General features: G+C 35.7%; 20 protein-coding genes and 1 pseudogene. 15 read left to right on the plus strand and 6 right to left on the minus strand.

All coding sequences use genetic code 11. The annotated features are described in order from the left end of the window. The first annotated feature begins 156 nt into the window (after window positions 1-156). The 13 genes and pseudogenes from G7Y57_RS07775 (at window position 157) to G7Y57_RS07835 (ending at window position 14,647) form a co-directional block, all read left to right on the plus strand. Window positions 157-1,425: a putative DNA modification/repair radical SAM protein gene (locus tag G7Y57_RS07775; protein WP_165021872.1), complete on the plus strand. Its 1,269-nt coding sequence runs from the start codon at window positions 157-159 to the stop codon at window positions 1,423-1,425. Window position 1,426: 1 nt separating this feature from the next. Further along, complete coding sequence (locus tag G7Y57_RS07780; protein WP_165021875.1) at window positions 1,427-2,194, plus strand: TIGR03915 family putative DNA repair protein; 768 nt, start codon at window positions 1,427-1,429, stop codon at window positions 2,192-2,194. Between the two features lie 114 nt (window positions 2,195-2,308). Then, window positions 2,309-2,923 (plus strand): TetR/AcrR family transcriptional regulator, encoded by a 615-nt coding sequence (locus G7Y57_RS07785; protein ID WP_165021878.1) that lies wholly within the window; start codon window positions 2,309-2,311, stop codon window positions 2,921-2,923. A 94-nt stretch (window positions 2,924-3,017) separates the two neighbouring features. Next, window positions 3,018-3,917: pseudogene (locus G7Y57_RS07790) on the plus strand (UDP-3-O-acyl-N-acetylglucosamine deacetylase); the annotation flags it as partial. 253 nt (window positions 3,918-4,170) lie between these two features. Next, complete coding sequence (gene lpdA, locus G7Y57_RS07795; RefSeq protein WP_165021884.1) at window positions 4,171-5,520, plus strand: dihydrolipoyl dehydrogenase; 1,350 nt, start codon at window positions 4,171-4,173, stop codon at window positions 5,518-5,520. Window positions 5,521-5,532: 12 nt separating this feature from the next. Next, window positions 5,533-6,279, plus strand: a complete 747-nt coding sequence (locus G7Y57_RS07800; protein WP_165021887.1) for a biotin/lipoate A/B protein ligase family protein — start codon at window positions 5,533-5,535, stop codon at window positions 6,277-6,279. A gap of 142 nt (window positions 6,280-6,421) precedes the next feature. Next, window positions 6,422-7,744 carry a dihydrolipoamide acetyltransferase family protein gene (locus G7Y57_RS07805; RefSeq protein ID WP_165021889.1) on the plus strand — a complete coding sequence of 441 codons (1,323 nt, stop codon included), beginning with the start codon at window positions 6,422-6,424 and terminating at the stop codon, window positions 7,742-7,744. 28 nt (window positions 7,745-7,772) lie between these two features. Next, window positions 7,773-9,809, plus strand: a complete 2,037-nt coding sequence (locus tag G7Y57_RS07810; RefSeq protein WP_165021892.1) for a thiamine pyrophosphate-dependent enzyme — start codon at window positions 7,773-7,775, stop codon at window positions 9,807-9,809. Window positions 9,810-9,829: 20 nt separating this feature from the next. Further along, the gene (locus G7Y57_RS07815) at window positions 9,830-10,336 is read left to right on the plus strand and encodes a flavodoxin (RefSeq protein WP_165021894.1); all 507 of its coding nucleotides are present in this window, start codon (window positions 9,830-9,832) and stop codon (window positions 10,334-10,336) included. Between the two features lie 513 nt (window positions 10,337-10,849). Continuing rightward, on the plus strand, window positions 10,850-11,746 hold the full coding sequence (locus tag G7Y57_RS07820) for a DUF6268 family outer membrane beta-barrel protein (RefSeq protein ID WP_165021896.1): 897 nt from the start codon (window positions 10,850-10,852) through the stop codon (window positions 11,744-11,746). Between the two features lie 566 nt (window positions 11,747-12,312). Next, the gene (locus G7Y57_RS07825) at window positions 12,313-12,888 is read left to right on the plus strand and encodes a histidine kinase (protein ID WP_165021898.1); all 576 of its coding nucleotides are present in this window, start codon (window positions 12,313-12,315) and stop codon (window positions 12,886-12,888) included. Continuing rightward, window positions 12,879-13,943 carry a sensor histidine kinase gene (locus G7Y57_RS07830; RefSeq protein ID WP_165021900.1) on the plus strand — a complete coding sequence of 355 codons (1,065 nt, stop codon included), beginning with the start codon at window positions 12,879-12,881 and terminating at the stop codon, window positions 13,941-13,943. Before G7Y57_RS07825 ends, G7Y57_RS07830 begins: the two co-directional genes overlap by 10 nt. Then, entirely contained in the window at window positions 13,940-14,647 is a 708-nt protein-coding gene (locus G7Y57_RS07835; protein ID WP_165021902.1) for a LytR/AlgR family response regulator transcription factor, read from the plus strand. Before G7Y57_RS07830 ends, G7Y57_RS07835 begins: the two co-directional genes overlap by 4 nt. 79 nt (window positions 14,648-14,726) lie before the next feature. Here the strand turns inward: G7Y57_RS07835 and G7Y57_RS07840 are convergent, their stop codons facing one another. The 5 genes from G7Y57_RS07840 to G7Y57_RS07860 form a co-directional block, all read right to left on the minus strand. After that, entirely contained in the window at window positions 14,727-15,560 is an 834-nt protein-coding gene (locus G7Y57_RS07840) for a glycine betaine ABC transporter substrate-binding protein (protein ID WP_255491371.1), read from the minus strand. Then, window positions 15,557-16,438 carry an ABC transporter permease gene (locus tag G7Y57_RS07845; RefSeq protein ID WP_165021904.1) on the minus strand — a complete coding sequence of 294 codons (882 nt, stop codon included), beginning with the start codon at window positions 16,436-16,438 and terminating at the stop codon, window positions 15,557-15,559. The genes G7Y57_RS07840 and G7Y57_RS07845 overlap by 4 nt, the downstream gene beginning before the upstream one ends. Window positions 16,439-16,483: 45 nt before the next feature. Continuing rightward, window positions 16,484-17,701 carry a glycine betaine/L-proline ABC transporter ATP-binding protein gene (locus G7Y57_RS07850; protein WP_165021906.1) on the minus strand — a complete coding sequence of 406 codons (1,218 nt, stop codon included), beginning with the start codon at window positions 17,699-17,701 and terminating at the stop codon, window positions 16,484-16,486. 69 nt (window positions 17,702-17,770) lie between these two features. Then, window positions 17,771-18,946: a hypothetical protein gene (locus G7Y57_RS07855; protein ID WP_255491372.1), complete on the minus strand. Its 1,176-nt coding sequence runs from the start codon at window positions 18,944-18,946 to the stop codon at window positions 17,771-17,773. A gap of 433 nt (window positions 18,947-19,379) precedes the next feature. Further along, window positions 19,380-21,731, minus strand: a complete 2,352-nt coding sequence (locus G7Y57_RS07860; protein WP_165021908.1) for a cation:proton antiporter — start codon at window positions 21,729-21,731, stop codon at window positions 19,380-19,382. Window positions 21,732-22,023: 292 nt separating this feature from the next. Here G7Y57_RS07860 and G7Y57_RS07865 point away from each other — a divergent pair, with 292 nt between their 5' ends. Next, entirely contained in the window at window positions 22,024-24,243 is a 2,220-nt protein-coding gene (locus G7Y57_RS07865) for a glycosyl hydrolase (protein ID WP_255491373.1), read from the plus strand. A 50-nt stretch (window positions 24,244-24,293) separates the two neighbouring features. Here the strand turns inward: G7Y57_RS07865 and G7Y57_RS07870 are convergent, their stop codons facing one another. After that, window positions 24,294-25,187, minus strand: coding sequence for a helix-turn-helix domain-containing protein (locus tag G7Y57_RS07870; protein WP_165021910.1), 894 nt, complete (start codon window positions 25,185-25,187; stop codon window positions 24,294-24,296). A 173-nt stretch (window positions 25,188-25,360) separates the two neighbouring features. Between G7Y57_RS07870 and G7Y57_RS07875 the strand changes: the two genes are divergently transcribed. After that, window positions 25,361-26,338: a hypothetical protein gene (locus G7Y57_RS07875; RefSeq protein ID WP_165021912.1), complete on the plus strand. Its 978-nt coding sequence runs from the start codon at window positions 25,361-25,363 to the stop codon at window positions 26,336-26,338. The last annotated feature ends 47 nt before the right edge of the window (window positions 26,339-26,385 follow it).

Raw genomic sequence — 26,385 nt, forward strand, 5'->3', positions numbered from 1 at the left:
GAGACTATGAAGCATTATGTGTATACATTTTTTAAATAATCTGATTACGAGTTGATTATTTCCTTTTTTGTCAGGGAAAATTCTTTTCAACAAAATACTATATTTTAAGATTTCTTTTGCAGATTCTATCATTTGAAATACTTTTCTTTGTAGTAGATGAATGATAACGTACTCGAAAAACTTACAGTTCTGGCAGAATCGGCAAAATACGATGTCTCCTGTTCTTCCAGTGGTACTATCCGAAAAAATAAAGCGGGTAGTATTGGAAATACTGTAGGTGGAATGGGTATATGCCATAGCTTCACCGAAGATGGAAGGTGTGTTTCTTTGCTGAAAATAATGCTGACTAACAATTGTATCTATGATTGTGCATACTGTATCAATCGGAGAAGTAATGACATTCGGCGTGCGACCTTCACTGTACAGGAACTAGTCGAATTAACTATCGAATTTTATCGTCGTAATTATATAGAGGGTCTTTTCCTTAGCTCGGGAGTAATAAATAATCCCGATTATACGATGGAACGTATGGTGAGAGTAGTTAAAGAACTTCGTACCACTTATCGCTATAATGGGTATATCCATATGAAAAGCATACCAGGTGCTAGTCAGGAACTCGTTAACGAAGCCGGCCTATACGCTGATCGTATGAGTGTAAATATAGAAATACCCACCGAACAGAATCTCAAGTTGCTAGCTCCCGAGAAAGATCATATAAGCGTTTACAAACCTATGCAATATATTCAGCAGGGAATGTTGCAAAGTTTAGAAGATCGCCGCAAATTCCGTTCAGCTCCGCGATTTGTTCCTGCGGGACAGAGTACCCAGATGATTGTAGGTGCCACATCGGAGAGTGATAAAGATATCCTAAGTGTATCATCAGCACTATATAGGCGACCTAGTATGAAAAGGGTGTATTATTCAGGGTTTATTCCTGTCAATAGTTATGATAACCGCCTACCTGCGATCAAACAAGCGCCATTGGTAAGGGAAAACAGATTGTATCAGGCTGATTGGCTGATGCGTTTCTATCAGTTTAATGCCAATGAGATAGTTGATGATGCCTATCCTAATCTTGATTTAGAAATAGATCCCAAACTTTCGTGGGCATTACGACATCCCGAAATGTTTCCCGTCGATGTCAATAAGGCTGATTATGCTTTAATACTCCGCATTCCCGGTATTGGTGTTAAGTCAGCACAGTTAATCGTAACTTCGAGAAGATACGGCAAACTGAATGCGATGCAGCTTAAGAAAATGGGGATCGTGATGAAAAAGGCACAGTATTTTATCACTTGTAACGAGTTACCGATGTACACTGTGCATGAAGCAACTCCTGAATATGTACGAAAAATACTTACAGAGCCCAAGAAGCATAAGGGCGATCAGGATCAGCGACAATTAGCTATTATTTTTCCCGATTGATATGATAGTATTCTTCTACGATAAAACATTCGAAGGCCTATTAACTGCTGTTTTTGATGCTTATAGTCGAAAAATATTCCCTGATAAATTGTTGGTGGAAGGTGATGTTGCACCAATGTTTATGGAAGAAAGTTATACTGTAATGACTCAGAGTGACAAAGCATCTCGAGTATGGAAGGCTTTACACGAAAAGCTATCAAAATCTGCGTGTAATATGCTTTCGTACGTATGGCTATCAGAGTTAGATGGTAGCGACGACCTTATATTCCGATATATTCGTAAGGCATTCGATAATAAGTCATCGGTATCTATAGAAATGAATTTTGGAGACAATGATATTTTAGAAGTTCATCAACTTGCAAAGAAAGTAGACAAGGAACAACACTCTTTAAAGCAATTCATACGTTTTCAAAAAGCAGCTGACGATATTTATTTTGCCCCCATCGTCCCTCTCTATAATGCGCTTCCGTTAGCGATAGATCATTTTACCGATCGGTTTTCGGATCAAAAGTGGGTAATTTATGATCTGAAACGTAAATACGGTTATTACTATGATTTAAAGACCACTGTGGAGATTACATTGACTGATGACGATCATATTTTAAGCGGAAAACTGGACGAATCGCTGATGGCAGAAGACGAGAAATTATTTCAGGATCTATGGAAAGGCTACTTTAAGGCGATGACTATCAAAGAACGTATCAACCTAAAACTTCAGCGCCAACATATGCCCAAAAGATTTTGGAAATATCTAACTGAAAAACAATAAGATATCCCCAATAGGTGAAATACACAACATTTTTTAACGCTTTTTGCCCTTCAATAATGATTTTATTTTCTCACATTTGCATTGTGAACGATCGTTCATTTATAGATATTATTTATGAAATATAGTAGAGAGTACATATTAAGAAATGCCTTCGACGTCTTTATGACAAAAGGATACGACAGCGCATCTATTTCAGTTTTACAAAAAGAACTGAACATGTCAAGAGGCGTGTTATACAGATATTTCGAAAGCAAGGAAGAACTTTTCTTAGCAGTAATAGATGAGTATTTTTTCAAAGTATATGATAGAATATCGCAAAATGTCGATGTGCAAAAAACCACGGAAACATTTATTGAAACTATGCATCGCCGACAAAAATTGATGGCTACTGTTTTTATAAAATCTGGTGTTACACATATAGCATTTCTAAACTATACGGCATTAATTATACAAGCAGCTAAGCATTATCCTAATTTTGTTACCCGCTTTAAAGAAATTTATTCACGTATTGTAAACAATTGGGAGATAGTATTAAAAAACAGTATAGAATCGAAAGAGATAAGAGCAGATATCGATATAAAAATAATGAGCACCCTGTTTGTAAATGCATGTCTAAAGGAAACCTCTGATCAGGATTTTGATGAATCAAAATTTGCCTTAGACATAATGAGGGATATAGATAGGCGAAAAGAAGTTATGGATTATTTATTCACTTTGATAAAAGTATAATTTTTTCATATAATAATGAACGATCGTTCACGAATAAATATCAATAAAATAGAAATAAATCAAGTATACACTTTCATTAATTCACCATATAGTTATGATCAAACAACGAACACTAAAAAGCAGCTTTTCTCTCGAAGGAAAAGGTCTACATACAGGCTTAGATATACGTATTACTTTCAATCCTGCCCCAGAGAATCATGGCTATAAAATCAGGCGTACTGATATCTTCGATCAACCAATAATAGATGCTTTAGCTGAAAATGTATCAGCGACTCAACGGGGAACAGTACTATGTGTCAATGGAATACAAGTTAGCACAACAGAGCATGCTCTTGCAGCACTTTACGCCAGCGAAATAGATAACTGTCTCATTGATGTAGATGCACCCGAATTCCCTATTTTAGATGGCAGTTCGATTATGTATGTATCTAAAATAAAGGAAGTAGGAATTATAGAACAGGATGCTGAAAGGGAGTATCTTGATCTCAAGAAAAGAAAAATAAAAGTAATAGATAAAGAAACAGGATCGTCTTTGATACTCATCCCCGATAATTCGTTCAGTATCCAATCGCGCATATCTTTCGACTCATGCTTTCTTAAAAACCAGGATGCCAGCATGGAAAACCTGTCGGAGTTCACAAAAGAGTTTGCTCCTGCCAGAACTTTTGTCTTCGTAAAAGAAATAGAATATTTATTGCGGAACAATCTTATAAAAGGAGGTGATCTCGATAATGCGATTGTTATTTACGATAATCCAATCGATCAAAAAGATTATGATTCTCTAGCCGACCTATTGGGTGTGAAAAGAAAAAATGCTGCACACTTAGGATACATTATGAACAAACCCCTTATATATCCTAATGAGCCTGCTAGACACAAATTGTTGGACATAATAGGCGATATAGCCTTAGTAGGTAAATTTATAAAAGGAAAAGTTATAGCAGATTGCCCGGGACACAAGATTAATAACATGTTTGCGAGAGCCATCCGCGAATGCATGGTCGAAGATAAAAAACAAGTAGGGGTGAAATATCTATACTGTTAAAAAACATTTTTTTTCTTTCTATATAACTTATACACTACTTTCAACCAGACTTGCAATACATTGCAGGTCTGGTTATTTTTTGCATTTGGATGAGTAAACAGAACATTATATAAACTGAAACTAAAATATATTAGCGACTTCTGTAAACCAATTGCATCTATTATTTGTTCTATGTAATAGATTTAACCAATAAGTACTAAATATGGAATTTGATATCGCTATTATTGGAGGTGGTCCTGCTGGGTATAATGCTGCTGAAAAGGCTGCTGTTAACGGTTTGAAGACTATCCTTTTTGAAAAAAATGCAATAGGGGGTGTTTGTCTAAACGAAGGGTGTATTCCCACCAAAACGCTATTGTACTCAGCTAAAACATTAGATAATATAAAAAGTGCAGCCAAATACGGAATTTCTGCAGAAGGCAATCCAACATTTGATTTAAGCAAAATTATCAACCGCAAAGATAAGGTTGTTAAGAAATTAACCTCAGGTGTCAAAATGAAATTGACAGGAGGCGGAGTTACTATTGTAGAGGGTGAAGCCTCTATTACAGGAGAGAAAGATGGAAATATATCCATCGCATGTGGTAAAGATACATATCAAGTAACTTATGTATTAGTATGTACCGGTTCCGAAACAGTTATACCACCAATCAAGGGGTTATCTGAGACTCAGTACTGGACATCGAAAGAAGCTCTTGAGTCAAAGGAACTACCTAAATCTCTTGCCATTATCGGTGGTGGGGTTATTGGTATTGAGTTCGCTTCTTTTTTCAATAGCATGGGAGTAAAGGTTAGTGTAATTGAAATGATGCCTGAGATACTGGGTGCCATGGATAAAGAAACTTCTGCAATGCTAAGGGCTGATTATACAAAAAAAGGTGTTGATTTTCATCTGAAAACAAAAGTTGTAGAAGTTACTCCTAAGGGTGTTATTGTAGAAAAAGATAATAAAACAATTACCATCGAAGCTGAAAAAACACTTGTAAGTGTAGGACGCAAGCCTATTATCAGTAGCGTAGGCTTGGATAAACTGAATATCGAACTACTACGAAACGGAGTGAAAGTAAACGAGTTTATGCAAACAAGTCATCCGCAAGTATATGCTGCCGGAGATATAACAGGTTTCTCTCTACTTGCCCATACTGCTATTCGCGAAGGAGAAGTAGCGATTAATCACATTTTAGGCGTAGACGATAGTATGAGCTATAAAGCTATTCCGGGTGTTGTATATACCAATCCTGAAATTGCAGGAGTGGGTAAAACAGAAGAAGAACTGACAGAAAATGGTATAGCCTTCGATGTGTTAAAGCTACCTATGGCCTATTCGGGGCGATTTGTTGCTGAAAATGAAATTGGAAACGGACTCTGCAAACTGATTATCGACAAAGACGAACGTATTATCGGATGCCATATGCTTGGTAATCCCGCTTCCGAGCTTATTGTTATTGCAGGTATCGCTATCGAAAAAGGATATACAGTTGACGATTTTAGTAAACAAGTGTTCCCGCATCCAACAGTTAGCGAAATTTTTCACGAATCTTTATTTGCCTGATATACCTTAATAATGCTCTGTATAAACAATACAAACGTTGATCCGTATTTCAATATCGCTGCTGAAGAATATCTATTAAAGAATTTTTCGGAAGATATTTTTATGCTCTGGCAAAACGAACCGTCCGTTATTTTAGGTAAACACCAAAATGTACCGGCTGAGATTAATCTCGACTTTGTACAGAAAAATAACATTAAAGTGGTACGCCGTTTTTCCGGTGGTGGAACTGTATTTCATGACATGGGAAATCTCAATCTTACATTTATTGAAACCAATAGCAATATTAATTTCGATAAATTCACACAAGAGATCGTAGACCTTTTGTCTGAACTCGGTATCGCGGCTCAATCGGATGCACGCAGAGCAATAAATATAGATGGTCTGAAAGTATCGGGGAGCGCTCAATGTGTGCATAAAGGCAGAGCTATGTTTCATGCGACTTTACTATTCTCTTCCGATCTGAGTAGCCTTGTAGCTACCTTAGAAGGTGATCCGGAAGAAGCTGAGAATAAAGATAAGGCCAGCAAAAAGGTATATGTAAAGTCTGTGAAAAGTCCTGTAACCAATATCAGCAAGTATGTACCGAATTCTTTTGATATAAATGATTTTAAGAAATTCATATTAGATTATTTCACAAAAAAGAATGAAGAAAATAAGATATATGCATTTGATAAAAAAGATATTATAAATATTCAAAACCTAAAAGAGGCTAAATATCTGACACCCGAATGGAATTTCAATTCTTATTCTCTAAAATAGTCTAAGTGTGAAAACTTTATCCGAATTGTCATTGTTTAATTGTTAATAAAAGGTCATAGACCTTGTTTACTGCTTTAGCATAATAAGCACTAAATTCATTATAGCACTATAAACGGGTTATAAACCCTAAAATATAATTTCTATGCCAACATTTGATATAAAAATGCCCAAACTGGGCGAAAGTATTACAGAAGGAACCATAATGTCGTGGTCTGTTAAAGTAGGGGATATCATCAATGAAGATGATGTCTTATTCGAGGTAAATACAGCAAAAGTAAGTGCAGAGATACCATCGCCGGTAGCCGGAAAGGTAGCTAAAATTCTTTTCGAAGAAGGAGATACTGTAGCTGTAGGTATAGTTGTCGCAGTGATAGAACTCGAAGGAGAAGACACAGGTGATAGCACTGCCGAAAGCCCGAAAGAAGAGGTGAAAGAGGCTCTTCCGGCACAAGTCGAAGAAAAACAAACTCTTGTTGCTGAGACACCAGCCAAAAATGTGAAAGGAGATGATGAAAAATGGTATTCACCTGTAGTTTTACAAAAAGCTAAAGAAGCTAAGCTTTCTAATGAGGAATTGGATAAAATTACCGGAACCGGTTATCTGGGTCGTTTAAGCAAAAAGGATATAGAACATTATATCGACCAAAAGAAACAAGGTGTAACACCTACTCCTGTACAAAAAACGGCAACTGCAGAAAAACCTGCGGCGATATCTGCGCCACAACAAAGCAGTCAACCGAAACCTGCTAGTCCAGTTGCAACAGCAGTTGGCGATGAAGTGATTGCAATGGATCCTATACGCCGCATAATAGCAGACCGTATGGTCGCATCTAAGAAAATATCTCCGCATGTTACCAATGTAGTGGAAGTAGATGTAACTAAACTGGTACGCTGGCGTGAACAAAATAAAGATGAATTTAAACGTCGTGAAGGAATCAGTCTTACTTATATGCCGGCTATAGCAGAAGCCACAGCCAAAGCATTGAGGGATTTCCCGAATGTGAATGCGTCGGTTGACGGATATAATATTATCCTTAAAAAACGTATCAATGTAGGTATTGCCGTATCGTTAAACGACGGTAATCTTATTGTACCGGTTATCAAAGATGCAGATAAGCTAAGTATTAGCGGTCTTGCCTCGGCTATTTCTGCTGCTGCAAGTAAGGCACGTGCTAATAAATTAATGCCGGACGATATACAAGGCGGTACATTTACTATTACCAATTTCGGTTCGTTCAAGAGTTTGTTCGGAACTCCGATTATAAATCAACCCGAAGTAGCTATTTTAGGAGTGGGTACAATAGAAAAGAAAGCTGCTGTGGTTGAAACTCCGGAAGGTGACGTTATAGCTATCAGACAAAAGATGTATCTGTCTTTATCGTACGACCATCGTGTAATAGATGGTTCGTTAGGCGGAAACTTTTTACGTCGTATAGCCGATTATTTAGAAAATTGGAATGCTTAATAATTAAGCATGCTTAAATAAAATAATTATGAAGAAGAAATTCGATATAAAAACAACAGATAAAGAAACCCTGAAAAAATGGTTCTATCTGATGAAACTAGGACGAGCTATTGACGAAAAAGCACCTGCATATCTATTGCAATCGCTAGGCTGGTCATACCACGCTCCTTATGCGGGACACGATGGTATACAATTGGCTATGGGACAAGTTTTCGAAAAAGGAAAAGATTTTCTGTTCCCATACTACAGAGATATGCTTACAGTGTTATCGGCAGGAATGACAGCCGAAGAAATAATACTAAACGGAATATCTAAAGCTACGGACCCGGCCAGCGGCGGACGCCATATGTCTAATCACTTTGCAAAACCTGAATGGGGTATACAAAATGTATCCTCGGCTACGGGCAATCACGATTTGCACGCAGTAGGGGTGGCACGAGCAATTTCTTACTATAAAAGTGGAGGTGTTGCCATTACATCGCATGGTGAAGCAGCAACATCCGAAGGTTATGTATACGAAGCTATAAATGGCGCATCGAACGAACGCCTACCTGTAATATTTGTCATACAAGACAATGGTTATGGTATCTCTGTTCCTAAAAAAGATCAGACAGCAAACCGTAAGGTAGCAGATAACTTTGCAAGTTTTAAGAATCTTAAAATTGTACATTGCAATGGTAAAGATGTATTCGACTCGATGAATGCTATGACTTTTGCCCGCGAATATGCAATCGAAAACAGAACCCCTGTTATCGTACAGGCAAATTGCGTACGTATAGGTTCTCACTCCAACTCCGACAAACAAACATTGTATAGAGATGAACATGAATTGGCTTATGTAAAAGCTGCCGATCCATTACTCAAATTTCAACGCATGCTGTTGCGCTACAAACGCTTCACTGACGCTGAACTAAAAGAAATAGAAGAAGAAGTTAAAAAAGACTTGAAAGACGCTAATCGTAAAGCATTGGCTGCACCTGATCCCGATCCGAAAAGTATCTACGATTTTGTTATTCCCGATCCATATTTACCTAAGAAATATGTGGATGGAACACATAACGAAGAAGGTGAGAAGAAAAACCTTGTTACGGCTCTTAACGAAACATTGAAAGCTGAATTCCGACACAACCCCGATACTTTTATCTGGGGACAAGATATGGCTAACAAAGAAAAAGGAGGCGTATTCAATGTATCGAAAGGTATGCAACAAGAATTTGGCGAAGAACGTGTATTTAATGCACCTATTGCCGAAGACTATATTGTAGGTACAGCAAATGGAATGAGCCGATTCGACTCTAAAATACGGATTGTGATAGAAGGAGCTGAATTTGCTGACTACTTTTGGCCGGCAATGGAACAGTTTGTAGAATGTACACACGACTATTGGCGAAGCAATGGTAAGTACTCACCGAATATTACGTTAAGGTTAGCTTCAGGCGGATATATCGGTGGAGGTATATACCATTCTCAAAATATAGAAGGTGCATTATCTACATTCCCCGGCGTACGTATAGTTTACCCATCTTTTGCTGATGATGCAGCAGGGCTGTTACGCACAAGTATGCGATCGGAAGGATTTACTCTATTTTTAGAACCAAAATCACTATACAATGCAGTAGAATCATCTACAGTAATACCCGATGACTTTGAAGTTCCGTTCGGGAAGGCACGCATTCGCCGTGAGGGTAATGACCTGACAATTGTTACTTATGGTAATACTACTCATTTTTGTTTGAATGTGGCCGATCAGATTGCCAAAGAAGACGGTTTAAATATAGAAGTAATAGATATTCGCTCGTTAATACCTTTAGATAAAGAAACTATCTTCGAATCGGTAAAGAAAACCAGTAAAGTACTTGTAGTTCATGAAGACAAAGTATTTTCGGGATTCGGTGCTGAATTGGCAGCTATGATAGGAACCGAAATGTTTCGCTATCTGGATGCACCCATTCAACGTGTAGGTGCTACCTTTACACCTGTAGGTTTTAATACGATTCTGGAAAAGGCTATATTGCCACGAGAAGAACGTATTTATGAGGCCGCAAAGAAATTACTGGAATATTAAATTATAAAATATAGTCAACTATGAAAAAGATTGGACTGTTTTATGGAACAAGTACAACCAAAACAAAAGCTATAGCTGAAAGGGTTCAAAAAGCATTCGAACCTGTAAAGATTGATATAATACCAGTGGAGGATGCATGGGAGAAAGATTTCGAAAAATATGACCATTTGATAGTTGGGACTTCGACTTGGTTCGATGGCGAATTACCGACTTATTGGGACGAAGTTATACCCGAATTAACGTCTCTAAAATTAAACGGTAAAAAAGTTGCTATTTTCGGATTAGGAGATCAGGTAAGATACCCCGACAATTTTGTAGATGGAGTCGGAATATTAGCTGAAACTTTCGAATCGATAGGAGCAAAGCTGGTTGGATTCACATCGTCGGAAGGCTATAACTTCGCTCACTCACGAGCATTGAAGGATGGAAAATTCCAAGGTTTGGTAATAGATATGGAAAATCAATCTGATAAAACAGATAAGCGAATAAATGATTGGGTGAAACAACTCAACAAAGAGTTCAAGTAATTCTGTATCATAAGAAGAAAGCCCTTTATTCGATTGAATAAAGGGCTTATCTTTTATATCATATTCTCAATAATTTCTTTTTGTTTCTCGAAAAAAGAAAGCCTTTCTTTTTCACCACTGGCACTTATAAGAGTGGAATATTTGCGTAAAGATTCTATCCATATTTTATGGCACCCAATTCCTCTTTTAAAACTGTAAGTTTTTCCTCCAAAATTAATTTCAGATTATAGAAATACTTTATCTGACTAATGAATGACATAAATATGTTACGTCCATAAGTGCTGATATATTTTAACTTATCACACGGAGGTAATTATTTTAGATTTTAACTATATGAAATAAATAGGTTATTAAGTAGAATTGAATCTATTTTAAGGATTATTGTACGTCATCGAAATATAAATCTATACCGAATACAATGCTTTGTATACTATATAACAGCGAAAGTATATTATCACACATTAACTATCAAAAACAATCTACTTTCGTCGAAACATTCAATTAAAAAGCACAATGAAACTAGCATTTATTTCTATTTTACTATTAATAATTAGCATTGAAGCTAATGCACAGGCATTTGTAAGAACAGAATATATAGGTTCTTCTAATTACAAAGACGAAAATAACGAAAAGACAGAAGGGAGTGGAGATGCCAAAATTATCCAGGCAGGTTTTAAGATACCTCTTTCAACGAAATTAAACGAAAACAATCGTCCAACGGCATGGGCTATCGGTCTAGGTGGCTCTTATGCTTCTTTAGGAGGTAAAGGACTATCTAAAGAATATTACACGCCCGAAATTTTGAATGCTCAGATAGGTTTGATGCATATGAGACCTATCAGCGAAAAATGGTCTATGTTAGCCAGCATTGGAGTAGGTGTATTTACAGACGACACCAAAATATCAAATATACGTTTCAAACATGTTATGGGACACGGGGGTGTTATTTTTATTAGACATTTAAAGCCTACTTTAGATATTGGTGGCGGTCTTGCTTTGAACAATGCATTCGGCTACCCAATGGTATTTCCTGCATTTTATCTCAACTGGAGAACCGAAGGTCGTTATCAGGTAAGAATCTCGTTAATAGATGCAATAGAAATATCGGCCGGAATGGAACTTAATAGGTATCTGAATCTGAAAGTAGTAGGGGAAATGAGTGGAATGATGGCTTTGGTTGAGAAAGATGGTAAAGATATGGTGTTTACCCACCAATATGTAGTGGCAGGTATTCAGCCCGAATTTAAGATTAGTAAATCATTATCTGTACCAATCACAGCCGGTGTGTCAGCATATCGTGCAGCCTATTTTCAAGAGCGAAGCTTAAAAGCATTTTTCAAAGAAAGAGAACATGACCCTCACTTTTCTGTTGCTCCTTATGTGGCCGTAGCAATAAAATATGGATTTTAAGATAAGAAATTCTACCGTTACAGGATATATTACTACTTTAGCACGCATCATAGAATAATACAGAATTAATGCCAAAGAACAAAGAACAGCTATACAGTGGGGAGTATTGGAGTAGATTTTTGATTAGTCCCAGATACAGGATAGTCAGACATCTAATACTTCTCATCATCCTATCTTCAATACTATTGCATGGATTTCTCGTTGATCTTAATCAGATAATGGATTATAATTTGGTTACATACTTATTTATACTCCTCACGCTAACTTTCTGGGGCTTAATATGCCTAAATATTTATGTTTTAATACCGAAATTATTATTCAAGAATAAGTTTAAGGCATATATTCTTTCTTTCTCGGGAATTATATTTCTCACGCTATCTATTACTCTTACTTTAACCTATAGGACGGAGCAGAACCTCCAAGTAGCAGATCGAATTCTCAAATCAGATTCCCAGTTTATTGCTTTTCTTATTGCAAACACACTTGCAATTGCTTTCTATTTTTTTGCTTTTTCATTTACCGTATTTCTACAACGATGGATGTTACACGATCAGCAAATTAAACAGTTGGAAAAAGATAAATTAGAAACAGAACTCAAAGAACTCAAAAGCCTTATTCAGCCTGATTTTCTTTCGCGAATGCTTAATAAAGCAAATGTTTTAGCAAAAAAAGATCAGGAGAATGCATCATTGCTACTACATAAATTGAGCCATCTATTACGGTATCAATTATATGACAGTACAAGAGATAAGGTACTACTAAGTGCTGATATTTCTTTCATTAAAGATTATCTTAATTTGGAGAGAGTACATAGCAATAACTTTGATTTTACTGTAATTGCTAATGGAAATACGAATCAGGCATTGGTTTCGCCTCTTCTTTTTATTCCCATAGTCGAAAAAGCAATTAAATATATAACCGTCAATAAATTAGATAGAGATCCTGTTATTGAAATCATTTTTGAATTAAAAAAAGATATGCTTTATTTCAGTTGCATATATCCTTTGGCTAGCACTAAACAAAAAGAAATAGAGCCAGATGATCTATCTCGAAGACTAGAATTATTGTACGGGAAAAATTATAAATTAATTATAGAACAAAATGATATTAATAATATAAACAGTTTACAATTATGTCTATAAAGAATAATGGGCAGACTGCTGTACTCTCCAATTTGCTGGTAAATCCTAAATTCAAATATTTTAGATACCTATGTCTGATTGTTGTATTAGTACTTTTTGCTTATCTAAATGTATTTTCAGGCTTCAAGGGAAGAGGACTTTTCTATGCATTTATTCTTAGTTTGCCCGCATTTGCATTTCCCATATATATTAACATATATCTATTGATTCCAAGGTATCTAGTGAAGAACCTGTTTTCTAGATATGCCATTTTATTCGCAATTGCTATCTCCATTGCTCTTTTGGGTCTAGCAATATCACTAAACTCTATACCAGAATATTATAGAATTATTGAAGATGATGCCTGGCTTGAGGACTCACTTTCTATAATTAATATTGCGTTTGCGTTTGTAACTCTTTCACTTATCGTTGTGGGTACTACCAGTGTAGAATTATTCCGCAGATGGACACTCTATGACAAACAAATCACCGAACTGGAAGAGACCACCATGCAATCGGAACTCCAACAATTAAAGAATCAGATCAACCCACACTTCCTATTTAACATGCTTAATAACGCAAATATATTAATGAAAGAAGATCCTGGCGAAGCATCGCAGATGTTGGTAAAGTTAAATGATATGCTACAATATCAACTAAATGATAGTACACGCAACGAAGTATTTCTCAGTGCAGATATCCAGTTCCTTACAAGTTTTTTAGATTTAGAGAAAATTCGCCGTGATAATTTTGAATATATTGTATCGAAAGAAGGTGATATCCATAATATACAAATACCGCCCTTACTCTTTATTCCATTTGTAGAGAATGCGGTGAAACACAATCCCGATAGTAATAATCTGTCTTATGTTCACTTGTACTTCGAAGTCCAAAATAACGAACTTTCGTTTATTTGTGAAAATTCCAAACCTGCAATTCCGATAAAAAAAGAACAGGGTGGGCTAGGGTTATCCAATATAAAGAGAAGATTAGAGTTATTATACAATGAAAACTACTCTTTATCGTTTAATGAAACAGAAATAACCTATACTGTAAATCTGCATTTAAAATTATGAACTGTATTATAGTAGACGATGAGCCGTTAGCTCGCAAAGGAATAAAATTGTTAGTCGATCAGATACCTCAACTGCTATTAGTTGGCAGCTTCAATAGTGCAACTTCTGCATCAGAATTTATGGAAGCTAATCCTGTAGATCTGATATTTTTGGATATACAGATGCCCAATATAACAGGTCTTGAATTTGCCCGCAATATACCCAAAAGCACATTAGTTATTTTTACTACCGCTTATGCCGAATATGCGCTGAATAGCTACGAAGTCGAAGCGATAGATTACCTGATAAAACCTGTAGAGTTTTATAGATTCGAGAAAGCTGTAAATAAGGCAATAACTTATCAGGCTTTATTACTAAATAAGAAAGATGATATAGAAAATATAGAGAATGAATATATTTTCATCAAATCAGAACGCCGGTTTTTTAAAGTCAACTTTAAAGATATCCTCTTTATTGAAGGATTGAAAGATTATGTTATCGTCCAGCTCGAAGATCAACGGATAATCACTAAGATGAATCTGAAAACAATCCATGAGGAATTGCCTAAGAGTACATTTCTGAGGGTAAACAAATCGTACATAATTAATAGCCAACACATAGACTCGTTCGACAATAATGATATTTTTCTAAAATCATACGAGATATCGATTGGAAACAGTTATAGAGAATCTTTCTTGGCTGATTTTGTGATGAAGAAACGTTGAATAAATCAGTCTTTAGCTAATAAAAGTTCGGATAATTAGACGATTTTACATTGTTTAATTATCCGAAGTATATTTTATATTAGTCAAAAAAGTTCAGCTCACTTTTATGTTTATCATAAAATTTCTTAGCTCCCACTTCAGGATCTCGATCAATAGCAACATCATTCATTAATTCATTTACTAACTTTTCGTCCAACGAAAACTTACTGAAGAAACTTGCTAATTCGGGTTTGTCTTCAGCAAAACCTTTTCGAGATATAGTTTCGATTCTATCAGTTGGATATACGCCTTTAGGATCAGCTAAAGGTTTCAAGTCAAAATCCGACCAAATAAAATGGGGCTTCCATCCTGTTATTACAATCCACTCACTATGGTTTACAGCTTTCTTTAATGCTGTTATCATAGACGTTTCGGATGATGCCATTTGTTTGAAGTCTAATCGATATTCTTCAATTGCGATCTCTGTATTCTTATAAATACCTGCGCCGGAAGCTATACCATATATTTTTTCTCCGAATTTATCTTTATTCTCATTCAATTCTTCAATTGAGTTTATATCTACATAGGTGGGAACAACCAGACCTGTAATACCATCATTAAAAATAGTACCTAATACATCGAGTTTCTTTTCGTAGCGATCCCAATAATTTTTATGTGTATAAGGCAACCATGCACACATATAAATATCTGCATCTCCACGTGACAGTGAAGCGAATATAGGTCCCGGTTCCAATCTTTTGAGCCTTACAGTATATCCTTTATCTTCCAGCATCACCTTAGCCAGGTAAGTGAACGAAATACCATCTGCCCAGTTAGGATATAATATTAACACATCTTGTTTGGTTCGACGTTCACACGACGAAGCAAGAATGAAAAGAGGCAATAACAATAATAATAGATATTTTTTCATCATTTTGCTACCTCCTTCTTTTGACCCACCGATTGTGTCATCCGATCTAATATTATAGCTAAGATAACAATACATAAACCGGCTTCGAACCCAAGGGCAACATCTGCTTGTTGAATCCCTGCATATACACTTTCGCCCAGTCCTCCTGCGCCGACCATTGATGCGATAACAACCATAGATAAGGCAAGCATGATTACCTGATTAACACCTGCCAAGATTGTTGTCATAGCCAGTGGGATTTGTACTTTCCACAATGTTTGTCCTTTAGTACAACCAAAAGCAACCGAAGCTTCTACAATCTCTTTAGGTACTTCTTTTATACCTAGTGCTGTCATCCTAACAGCAGGAGGGAGAGAAAATATTACTGTTGCTATTACTCCGGGCACATTCCCAACAGAAAAAAATAAAATAGCCGGAATAAGGTATACAAAAGCAGGCATTGTCTGCATAAAATCGAGAATAGGCCTTACAACTGCGTATGCTTTCTTATTGCGGGCACACCATATACCCAGTGGAATACCTATCAACAAAATAATCAGTGTTGCAACAACTACCAATATGAATGTTACAATAGTTTCTTCCCAAAATCCCATTAAATAAATAAGCGTAAGCCCTAATATACAAAAGAGAGGCAATCCCAAAAGATTATTTGCATTCTCTTTCGTAATCTTACATTTTTTAATCGTTTTACTTTTAATAAAAAAAGCAGCTAATGCAAATAATAATATTATCACATAAAAAGGTATCGCTAACATCACCTCTTGTAATATATCTACACAATTTTCTATTATAATCGTAATTTGCCGAAAAATGGGAGTTCCCACATCTGATAGCCAATCGACAAACTGCTCTACATATTTTCCTATATTTAATCTTTCCATATTTTAATTATTTAGTCTTTAGAGACTGTTTGAATATTGCAAATCTTAATTTGCATTTTCTATTATTGTTTGTACTTCGTCATTATCATATCCTGTAACCATAGACACTACATCAGAATGACGAATGTAACCCACCGGTCGGTCGCGCTGATCAACTACAGCCAAAGGATATTTCTGATTGATAAATAAGGGTAATAAATCCGAAACGGAATTATCTTCTTGTACTTTTGGTATTTCAATCAGAATAGATTCCATATCCTGGTCTCTGAGTTCTATTTTCTTAAGCACATCTTTCTCCCGTATATATCCTCTAAAGCAATTATTTTTGTCGACAACAGGAAGAAAGATTACACGGAAGCGTTCCATCAATCGCAGAGCCGAGGCGGGCCCATCTTTACCAAGTTGTATACGGGCTTTGAATGGTTCCTGAATAGATGATGCCGTTATAATCTTTGCCATATCGACATTGCCGATAAAAGCTTTCACATAATCATCCGCAGGATTCATTAAGATATCTTCCGATGTACCTTGCTGCACAATTACACCATCTTTCATTATGGCGATTGTGTTACCCAGTTTTAGCGCTTCATCTAAATCATGAGTAATAAATATAATCGTCTTTTTAAGTTTTTGTTGTATCTCTATCAATTCATCCTGCATCTGATTTCTTATTAATGGGTCTAAAGCACTAAAGGCTTCGTCCATAAGTAAGATCTGCGAATCGGTAGCCACTGCTCGGGCGATACCTACACGCTGCTGCATTCCGCCACTCAATTGGTGAGGGTAGGAGTTCTCATATCCCGAAAGACCAACCAATTTTATAACATCTTCTGCTTTTTTATTCCTTTCTTGTAACGACAAACCCTGTGTTTCCAAACCAAAAGCCACATTATCTAAAATAGTACGGTGAGGCAACAAACCGAAATGTTGGAAAACCATTCCTATCTTACGACGGCGAAGATCTAATAAAGAACTTTTATCCATTTTAGTAACATCCTCCCCATCTATACATATCGAACCAGAAGTGGGTACATTAAGCATATTAAAGCATCTCAACAAGGATGATTTACCACTACCAGATAGTCCCATAATAACGAATATTTCACCTTCATTAATGGTCAGATTTACGTCGTTTACTGCTGTCGTACATTTGGTTTTAGCATGGATCTCTTTTTTAGACCTTCCGCTTTTCAACATTTTCATAGCTAGCTTCTTAGCCGGCCCAAAAATTAGGTACAAATTTTTTATCTCAATTTTATTCATATTTTAAATTATATATGTTCAGATATATTTTATATTTATAGTTGTGTTATTGTAAATAGCTTGATCGTGTTAGAAGTAATAACCCATGTTTATATTGAAGCGGCTATTCCATCGCGCATCACTCTGCCCTTCGCCCAATCCTTCTCCAAAATTGGACGTCAGCCACGGTTGATTTTTCCCTAAAGCATAGTCTATATGTGTATAAACAGGTCCTGATACAATCAATACTCCCGGTATAAAATGCTGGGTGGAATAATATTGTTTCTTGCTTTTATCTACGATGGAATAATCCATATATGGCTGAATACTTTTAACAAATCGCTTGTTTATCGGTATTATATAAGATAATCCTGCCAGATATATTTTGCCTTGAGTAGCCACATCGTAGGCTGCTCCGTAAGCAGCCATTTGCAGAATATCTAGTTTCTCTCCATTATCGGCTTTTGCATTATAGTCATATCCGATAATCTGTCCTTTGAAATTCCATCTGCCATAATTTACTACAGTATGTGCAGCCCATGTGAAACCCCAATTTCTCTCGTTTAGTTCTTTGTTATAGATACTTCCCAATTGTCCTGATAAACCCAATTCTAAGTAATTTGTTATTTGATAACGAATACGAGTATTAAATTGATCCAATTCCCGGATATTAGCCTCCAACAATTCACCGTTTGCATAGCCAGTAGTAGGGACGACAGCATAAGAAAATCGGCTGTTACCAACAGCGTTATCTTCCACATTAGATGGCATAAACCCTTTTGGTGCTGCCTGACGAAAATAAGCGGCTTCGAAAGTCAATTTGTTGTATCTATAGCTAAATCCCAACCCAGTATTGTAAGTATCTTCGAGTCCCATATAATATGGAATCTGAAACCACCACGAATGCGACGCAAAATCACCTATACCAAATGGTTTTTGAAATACTCCCAATTTAGCATACCATTTTTCGTCAATTTGGTAACCAATATAAGCATGATGGAGAAAGTGAACCTTAGATTCGGGGTAGAAACGATATTGAAAACTAAGATCAAATCCTTTTTTATGAGCAGCAAATGCCAGATACCAAGTATCCATTTTTATATATGTGTTAAGCGCATCATTACTCGACTCATAATTCTCAATCACAGTGTTGAAACGAACAGCACCGCCAATCCGAAGAAAATCTTTTTTTTCCGGTTCGTCAGCGTAAGTAAAAGAAGATACCGAAAGAATAAAGAAATAAGTACAAAATAATTTTCTCAACATATTGATATATGTTTGCTAAATCCACTTATACCTTACATGTAAGATATAATAGGAACTACAAAAGTGTTAAATCGAAATTGAAACACTAAGGTGCATAACTGATATAACGGGACAAATCATCTCAAATGATTATCAGAGTCCTCGGACGTTATGCTTTATTAATAAATAGAATTCAGACTTTCCGATAGGTCATTGCCAAACGATTTTTGACAAGAATAAAGTGATATGACCAAGCCTGAATAATTATAAGATTCTCTTACAATCGAGGCGAAGGTAAGAAAAAAAAGTGGTTTGTCGAAATTTATTTAAATGCAATCTATCTCATTATCAAATTAATAATAGATTTTAGATAGTAATATATCATTGTAACCAAGAGATTTAGGTCACATAATGATGAAAATAAATAATGCTATATTTATTTCTAATTATTTCTTCAAGAATTTACTGAAGCCTTAATATTTTCTTCGAATAAAGCTAATTTATCCGTCTCTCCGGCAAGCCAAAGGACGTCTCCTTCTTCGAAAGTTAAGGTTGGTTTAAAATCAGTAATAGATTGATTATCTCTGTCCAATCCAATTACCATGCATTCGGTATTTTCTCTTATGCCTAATTCAATAATAGATTTACCGATAAGAGGAGATTTCTTTTTTATAGTATACTGAGATAAATCAATATGGTGTTGCGTATTTTCTAACTCTTTCAATATAGCATCTTGCTTACGCTCTTCCAGTGATTGAATAAGCTTTTGAATTTCATCATCCGAACCTGCAACAACTATTACGTCAAATGGATAAAGACGTTCTTCTGCATCGGGTATATTAATCTTCTGAGTACCTCTTATTATAGAGATAATATTAACTCCAGTCTTTTGCCTGAAATTCAATTCACGTAAAGTTTTTCCAATGCTATGAGATGATTGAGGAATTTCAATTTCTTCTATATGTATTTCTTTCAATCGGAGATCATTCGCAACTGTAGGAAGCAGGACGGCCTTTTTCTCATCTAATATTTGTTTTCTGTGCAAATTTGCAAGAAAACGAGCTTCGAGTAATCGAGACTGTGTTTTAAAACCTTTAGAGAAGATTATAGCAATTACTAGCACCGTAGCAATGAGAACTAACCATATAGGAGACACTTGTTGGAATAAAGGTATAATCGTCATAGAAATCAATACAATACATATAATGATACGTAAAGCAATAATGAATATGAGTATTCCTTTATTAAGATCATTTGCTCTCCACAAACTTTTAAATTCGGTAGATCTGTTCTTTTTCATTATGAGAGCTCTCATAAAAGGAGCCATCAATGTAAGAGTAATCAATGCGTCTAAAACAGTTCCCCAGATGCTTGATGTATATTTAATAATGAAAGGAGTGACTATTTCGTAGCTGATAAGCATTATAGCTACACTTATCGTAAAGTATATAATTACATTAAAAATGATGCTCTTTAATAATTTCTTCCAGTTGTTTTCTTTACTGATGGTTTTATAGCTGGATGCTCCATAGCCTTGTATAAGTTTATCCCATTTAGCAGGTATTCGCTTTTCAAGCCAATTATAAGCAGGATCTGCGGCCTTAATCAGATAAGGTGTAGTAAATGTAGTAATAACCGATACTGCCACAATCATAGGATATAATCTTTCGCTTATTACCCCCAGACTCATACCTAGGGTAGCGATAATAAATGAGAATTCACCAATCTGCGCTAAGCTGAATCCTGATTGTATTGCTACTTTCAAACCTTGCCCTGACGCAAGAACTCCAATCGTTGCAAATATTACGCGTCCTATAAGAACGACTATCGTAAGTAGGAGTATTGTAGGAGCATACGCAATAATTATTTGAGGATCTATCATCATACCTACTGATACGAAGAACACTGCTCCAAAAAGATTTTTCAATGGTTCAACCAAATGTTCTATATGCTTAGATTCTATAGTTTCAGCCAAAATAGATCCCATAATGAAAGCTCCTAATGCAGCAGAGAATCCTACACTGGATGCAAAATAAACCATCCCTAAACATAAACCAATCGCTACAATCAATAAGGTTTCATCATTAAGGTATTTCTTTAGTCTTTTCAACATGGTTGGTATGATATAAATACCGACCAAAAACCATATCAGCATAAAGAATACCAACTTAAGCATGCTATTAACGAGCTCTGTACCTTCAAAATTCTTGCTGACAGCCAAAGTCGATAGCAATACCATCATAAGTATAGCTGCAAGATCTTCGACGATAAGCATGCCAAATACAATTCCGGCAAACCGCTTCTTCTGGAGCGACATGTCGTTAAATGCTTTTATAATAATGGTAGTAGATGACATCGACAACATTCCACCGAGAAATATACTATCCATTTTAGACCATCCCATAAACTGACCGACAACATAGCCTATAATAATCATTGAACCCAGATTAATAAGCGTTGCGACAGAAGCTGTACCTCCGACATCCATTAACTTTTTGAAACTAAATTCTAATCCCAAAGCAAATAGAAGGAAGATAACCCCAATTTCGGCCCAGATAGTGACATTGGCCATATCTGAAACTTCGGGTAGCTGATTAAAAAATTCAGCTATAACATTCTCTGATATACCTGTTGTTTTCTTTACTATACTTTCGATTAAACTTTTGAAATGAAGGCTTGCGAAAAATCCGGCAACTATATATCCTAATACAACTGGTTGTTTCAGTCTTTTAAATATGATAGTTACTATCCCTGCTGTAATGAGGATGATGGCTAGGTCACTTATAAAATCAGGTAAATGAGTCATCTGCTATGTTATGCTTGTTTTTTAAGTATGGATACGAAAGCTAGTTATATACAATTTCTATTAGTTTATCAACTAAATAGATTATTTCGTTTCTAAAAGTATCAAAAAAAAATGATTTATGAAAATAAAACTGCATACTGAGCATTAGAAAAAAGAAATATGACACTTGTTTTTCATTACTATAAATGTCATAATTCAAAATATATTGATCAATTAGTATAACTTAAATAGTAAAAGGTAGATTATCTTTATCAACAATCGAAATCCTGTTCCATCTAGAAAATAATTTGAAATGAAAAACACGAGTCTTAGCCTATTGATGATTGTGATATCCTTATTTATCGGACAAAGAATCATTGCGGATGACAATCAATCTAAAAGTAATTATCTGACAAAAGAATCTTTCAAAAATCCGTCCATGCAATACAAACCAAAACCTCTCTGGTTTTGGAATGATACAACAGTAACACGTACAGGTATCGAAGAGCAAATGACTGCATTTGTCAATCGGTGCGGTTACGGAGGGTTTTCAATTCTTCCTTTTGGAAAAAAATTCAAACCAGAATATTTATCCGAAGAATATTTTGAGGTATATAAGGCTGCTATTAATAAAGCGAAAGACTTAGGAGTATATCTGGATATTTATGACGAATACGGTTTTCCGAGTGGAAGTGGCGGAGCCATTAATGGTGATGATACCCCTCGTTTTATGAATAAATACCCTGATCATACAATCAAGAGACTTGACAAGTTAGAGAAAGAAGTTGCAGGACCTTCCCCATTTCATTTAGCCTTGCCCGATACAGGAATAATAGAAGGTGTAGTTGCAATGAATATAGAAACACTGGAACGTATCAATATTTCTCCCCTCATTAAAAATAATTTGCTTGATTGGAATGTTCCTAAAGGGAACTGGAAAGTTATGTGTTTTTATATAGTAAAAGATGGTGACCCGAATGTTGATTATTTAGACGCTGAGTCAGTAAAAAAATACATAAGTATGACGCAGGAGCAATATTATAAGAGATTTGGAGAGCACTTCGGCAAAACAGTTATAGGAACATTCTTCGACGAAATAACAATGTACAGGGCGCAAGGTAGAATATGGACTCCAAAATATCGTGCGCAGTTTCAGAATTGCTACGACTTCGATCCTATTATCTATTACCCCGCATTGTGGTACGATATAGGGAAGGAAACAGTTGCTGCCCGTAATTATCTTTTTGGCTTTCGAACTCAACTTTTTGCAGAAAGTTATCCTAAAGAATCTAGTGAGTGGGCGAGAGCACATAATGTGAAGGCAACAGGACATCAAGATAATGAAGAGATTGTAAATCCGGTAAATACATCGGGAGATCTAATGAAGTGCTTTAAATATCAGGAAATTCCCGGTATTGATAAGATAGGAGGGAACAGGCCGGCAGAAAAATTCTATAAAATAGTAAGTTCTGCGGCGTATAATTGGGATAATCACTTAATTATGTCTGAAACATACGGAGATATGGGTAATATATCGTGGGATGAGATATTTAGTATTGCTATGGATCAGTATTCAAAAGGAATCAATGTACTTATTCCTCATGCAGTATGGTATAACGACAAAACCAGAGGTGTATTTTTTCTTCCTGAACTTTCGCACCGCAATCCGATCTACCGAGATTCTTTACCTGTATTCAATCAATACCTCTCGCGCCTGAACTTAGTATTGCAAAATGAAGATAAAGTAATTGCCGATGTCGGCGTACTTTATCCAATTGCTGCTATGCAAGCAGGTAATTATTTAGATGGTCCATTGGGACATTATAAAGGAGGAGTTGAAATTCCTGATATGGATTATTTGGAAGTAAGCCGTTTACTATCTAATGAAATTGGTTTAGACCATATCTATTTACATCCCGAAGTTCTTTCCGAAAGGTGTATTATAAAAGATAAGCAATTAATAATGCCTTACAAAAAGGAGAGTATATCTATGAAAGTCTTAATTATACCTTCAGTTTTAGTGATCGATATAGACAACTTAGAAAAAATCAAGGCTTTTTATGATCTTGGTGGAACGATTATCTTTACAACTCAACTTCCAGAAAGGGCTGCGCAATTCAATAAAGATTCGAGGGTGAGAGAAATAATGGCCGAAATACTACCTAATGGCATTTCTTCGGCAAATAATAAAGGAGGAAAAATATTTTTTGTTCAACAACCTGATAAAAGCACATTGCTTAGTGCTCTGAAATATTCCGGACAGACCTACGATGTAAATTTTCCATCGGAACAAGTACTCCATTATATACATAAAAAAGGGAAGAACGATGTGTACTTTTTTGCAAATCCAATTTCAACAGCTTTTGATGGACAAGTTGTAATAAAAGGAACAAAAAAACTTGAATTATGGAATCCTCATACAGGAGAAATAAGCAAAGCAAAATATAAATTGCAGGATATTAATGGAGAACAATGTACTGTTGTTGACTTGCATGTCGACCCGATAAAATCCATTTTTTTAAAAGTAATATGATCTATTACAGTCTATATCTCCCTTCTTCTATTAAAGAAGGGAGATATCCTTTAATCATTACGATATTTCCGTGGTGAAACACCCGTATGATGCTTAAAATATCTGCCGAAATGTGATGGCGTCGCAAAATTCAATTCATAACTTAACTGTTGAATGTTTACATAAGTTGATTTTAGCATGGCTTTAGCTTCGAGGATAGTATATTCGTCAATCCATTCCTTAGCGTGTTTACCAGTCAATTTAAATATAACTGTTGAAAAATATTTAGGTGTTAAATGACTTTTCTGAGCATAAAAACCAACATTTCTTTCTTTTTGGAAGTTAGTTTCAATGTCTCTCATAAACTTACGGAAAATCTCTTCACTCGGATTTGGAACATTTTTCTTGTTATTTTCATTCTCGATTAATAACAAATTAGAAACTTCACAGAAAAGTATATTCAAATAGTTATATACCATCTGCTTACGATATATATTATTCTTATCTCCTATTACATCCTCCATATAACGGAACAGAACAGAGAATAATTCCATCTTGGAAGGAGGTAAAGAATAGCAGAGATATTCCCTTAACATATTCTTCACATTGAAATTATACTGGTCGCTGCTAAAATCAAAAAATCCGGGTTTCAGACATATAACTTTGGATTTAAAATCGTCACTTACTTCCATTACCTGAAATACTTTCTGAGGATGTATAATTATAAAATCGTTTTTACGGATTACATAATTACTATAACCTACATTGGTACTTAACGAACCTTCCTGACAAACAACAGCAATCATAATATCTAACCTGACAGGATAATCGGTGGCAATTGCCCGAGTGGGTCCTTCGGTATCCTTGCCATAACTTTCAAAAATGAAAAACTTATCCGACAATGAATCTGCTGAAGAATGATCTAAAACAGTTTTGGCTTTTACATCCCTAATCTTATCTATCATAAAAACGACTTTTAGTTCAACAAATATATCTACTTATTTCTTTTATTATATACTATTCCATCCTTTTGGATATAATAACAGTCATTTGTGACAGATTGGAGAGTGAATAAATATGAACTTTGCCACACAAAAAATGAGTGAACACCTATTGTATACTAACTACTAAAAATTCAATGAGACAATCAGCAATCTGTTTAATAATTCTGTTAATACTAACAACTACCACCACCGCCCAAACTCCAACCGATAGTGTGAAGCAAGGAGTCAGAAGATATATTGCACGTAATTTCTCGGAAGCTCGTACATTCAACTTATATTGGGAGAAAACACCCTTCCACGATTATACGTTGATGCAAAATGGCAAAGAAATAGAGAACGGAGAGTTCCGCCACATAAATACAGTGAAATTTTCAGTAACAGTTCCTGTCTTATTGCTCAAGAACTTCTCTCTCTATGCTAACGGACAATTCAATTCTTATCAGTTCGAAGCAAACAATAATGTAAACGGAGGTAAATCAGCTATATTTTCGCAAAACGATGATGGCTATAACTACTACGAAGGGATACTGGCAGGAACCTATCGTACAAGAATTGCAGGTAAACCTCTAATCTTGATCGCAACCGCCTTTGGTGACGGATGGAATAAAGGATTCGGAAAAGCACAAGGCATATTTTCAGCCATAATGATATTTAAACAATCACCCACAACCAGCTTTAGTGCCGGATTGTTTGGCATGACACTTTACGAAAAGATACCGGTAATACCCATTATCGCATATACACATCAATTCACTCCCGATTGGAGTATCGATCTCACATTACCTAGCAGATCTTATATTCGCTATCAGCCTAATAATCATCGTTTCTCTATGGGTGCATCACTGGGAAGTGAACACTTTTATATGAAGCCGGGGATGAAAGGTATACCGGAAGTCTCTTTCTTTAATAGAACAGTCATTAAGCCCGAAATTGTTTATGAATACATTATAAACAAACGCTTCTATCTGATCGCACGGAGTGGAGGATCTGCATTAATCAGTGGAGGTCTTTACGGCACTAACCGAAAAGGTATAGATGGTGATCCTTACATAAAGTTTAAACAACCGATGACACCCTTCTTGAATGTCGGATTCTCGTATAATATATTTTGAAGAATCACTATGTACATAGAGAAAAAGCACCTCTTTCTAAATTTGTC

Source organism: Dysgonomonas sp. ZJ279, assembly GCF_011039205.1.
Lineage (GTDB): Bacteria > Bacteroidota > Bacteroidia > Bacteroidales > Dysgonomonadaceae > Dysgonomonas.

Excerpts from the sequence above, each read along its gene's own strand:
- G7Y57_RS07775 (WP_165021872.1), top strand. The coding sequence starts at position 157 with ATGAATGATAACGTACTCGAAAAACTTACAGTTCTGGCAGAATCGGCA.
- G7Y57_RS07780 (WP_165021875.1), top strand. The coding sequence starts at position 1,427 with ATGATAGTATTCTTCTACGATAAAACATTCGAAGGCCTATTAACTGCT.
- G7Y57_RS07785 (WP_165021878.1), top strand. The coding sequence starts at position 2,309 with ATGAAATATAGTAGAGAGTACATATTAAGAAATGCCTTCGACGTCTTT.
- lpdA (WP_165021884.1), top strand. The coding sequence starts at position 4,171 with ATGGAATTTGATATCGCTATTATTGGAGGTGGTCCTGCTGGGTATAAT.
- G7Y57_RS07800 (WP_165021887.1), top strand. The coding sequence starts at position 5,533 with ATGCTCTGTATAAACAATACAAACGTTGATCCGTATTTCAATATCGCT.
- G7Y57_RS07805 (WP_165021889.1), top strand. The coding sequence starts at position 6,422 with ATGCCAACATTTGATATAAAAATGCCCAAACTGGGCGAAAGTATTACA.
- G7Y57_RS07810 (WP_165021892.1), top strand. The coding sequence starts at position 7,773 with ATGAAGAAGAAATTCGATATAAAAACAACAGATAAAGAAACCCTGAAA.
- G7Y57_RS07815 (WP_165021894.1), top strand. The coding sequence starts at position 9,830 with ATGAAAAAGATTGGACTGTTTTATGGAACAAGTACAACCAAAACAAAA.
- G7Y57_RS07820 (WP_165021896.1), top strand. The coding sequence starts at position 10,850 with ATGAAACTAGCATTTATTTCTATTTTACTATTAATAATTAGCATTGAA.
- G7Y57_RS07830 (WP_165021900.1), top strand. The coding sequence starts at position 12,879 with ATGTCTATAAAGAATAATGGGCAGACTGCTGTACTCTCCAATTTGCTG.
- G7Y57_RS07835 (WP_165021902.1), top strand. The coding sequence starts at position 13,940 with ATGAACTGTATTATAGTAGACGATGAGCCGTTAGCTCGCAAAGGAATA.
- G7Y57_RS07840 (WP_255491371.1), bottom strand. The coding sequence starts at position 15,560 with ATGATGAAAAAATATCTATTATTATTGTTATTGCCTCTTTTCATTCTT.
- G7Y57_RS07845 (WP_165021904.1), bottom strand. The coding sequence starts at position 16,438 with ATGGAAAGATTAAATATAGGAAAATATGTAGAGCAGTTTGTCGATTGG.
- G7Y57_RS07850 (WP_165021906.1), bottom strand. The coding sequence starts at position 17,701 with ATGAATAAAATTGAGATAAAAAATTTGTACCTAATTTTTGGGCCGGCT.
- G7Y57_RS07855 (WP_255491372.1), bottom strand. The coding sequence starts at position 18,946 with ATGTTGAGAAAATTATTTTGTACTTATTTCTTTATTCTTTCGGTATCT.
- G7Y57_RS07860 (WP_165021908.1), bottom strand. The coding sequence starts at position 21,731 with ATGACTCATTTACCTGATTTTATAAGTGACCTAGCCATCATCCTCATT.
- G7Y57_RS07865 (WP_255491373.1), top strand. The coding sequence starts at position 22,024 with ATGAAAAACACGAGTCTTAGCCTATTGATGATTGTGATATCCTTATTT.
- G7Y57_RS07870 (WP_165021910.1), bottom strand. The coding sequence starts at position 25,187 with ATGATAGATAAGATTAGGGATGTAAAAGCCAAAACTGTTTTAGATCAT.
- G7Y57_RS07875 (WP_165021912.1), top strand. The coding sequence starts at position 25,361 with ATGAGACAATCAGCAATCTGTTTAATAATTCTGTTAATACTAACAACT.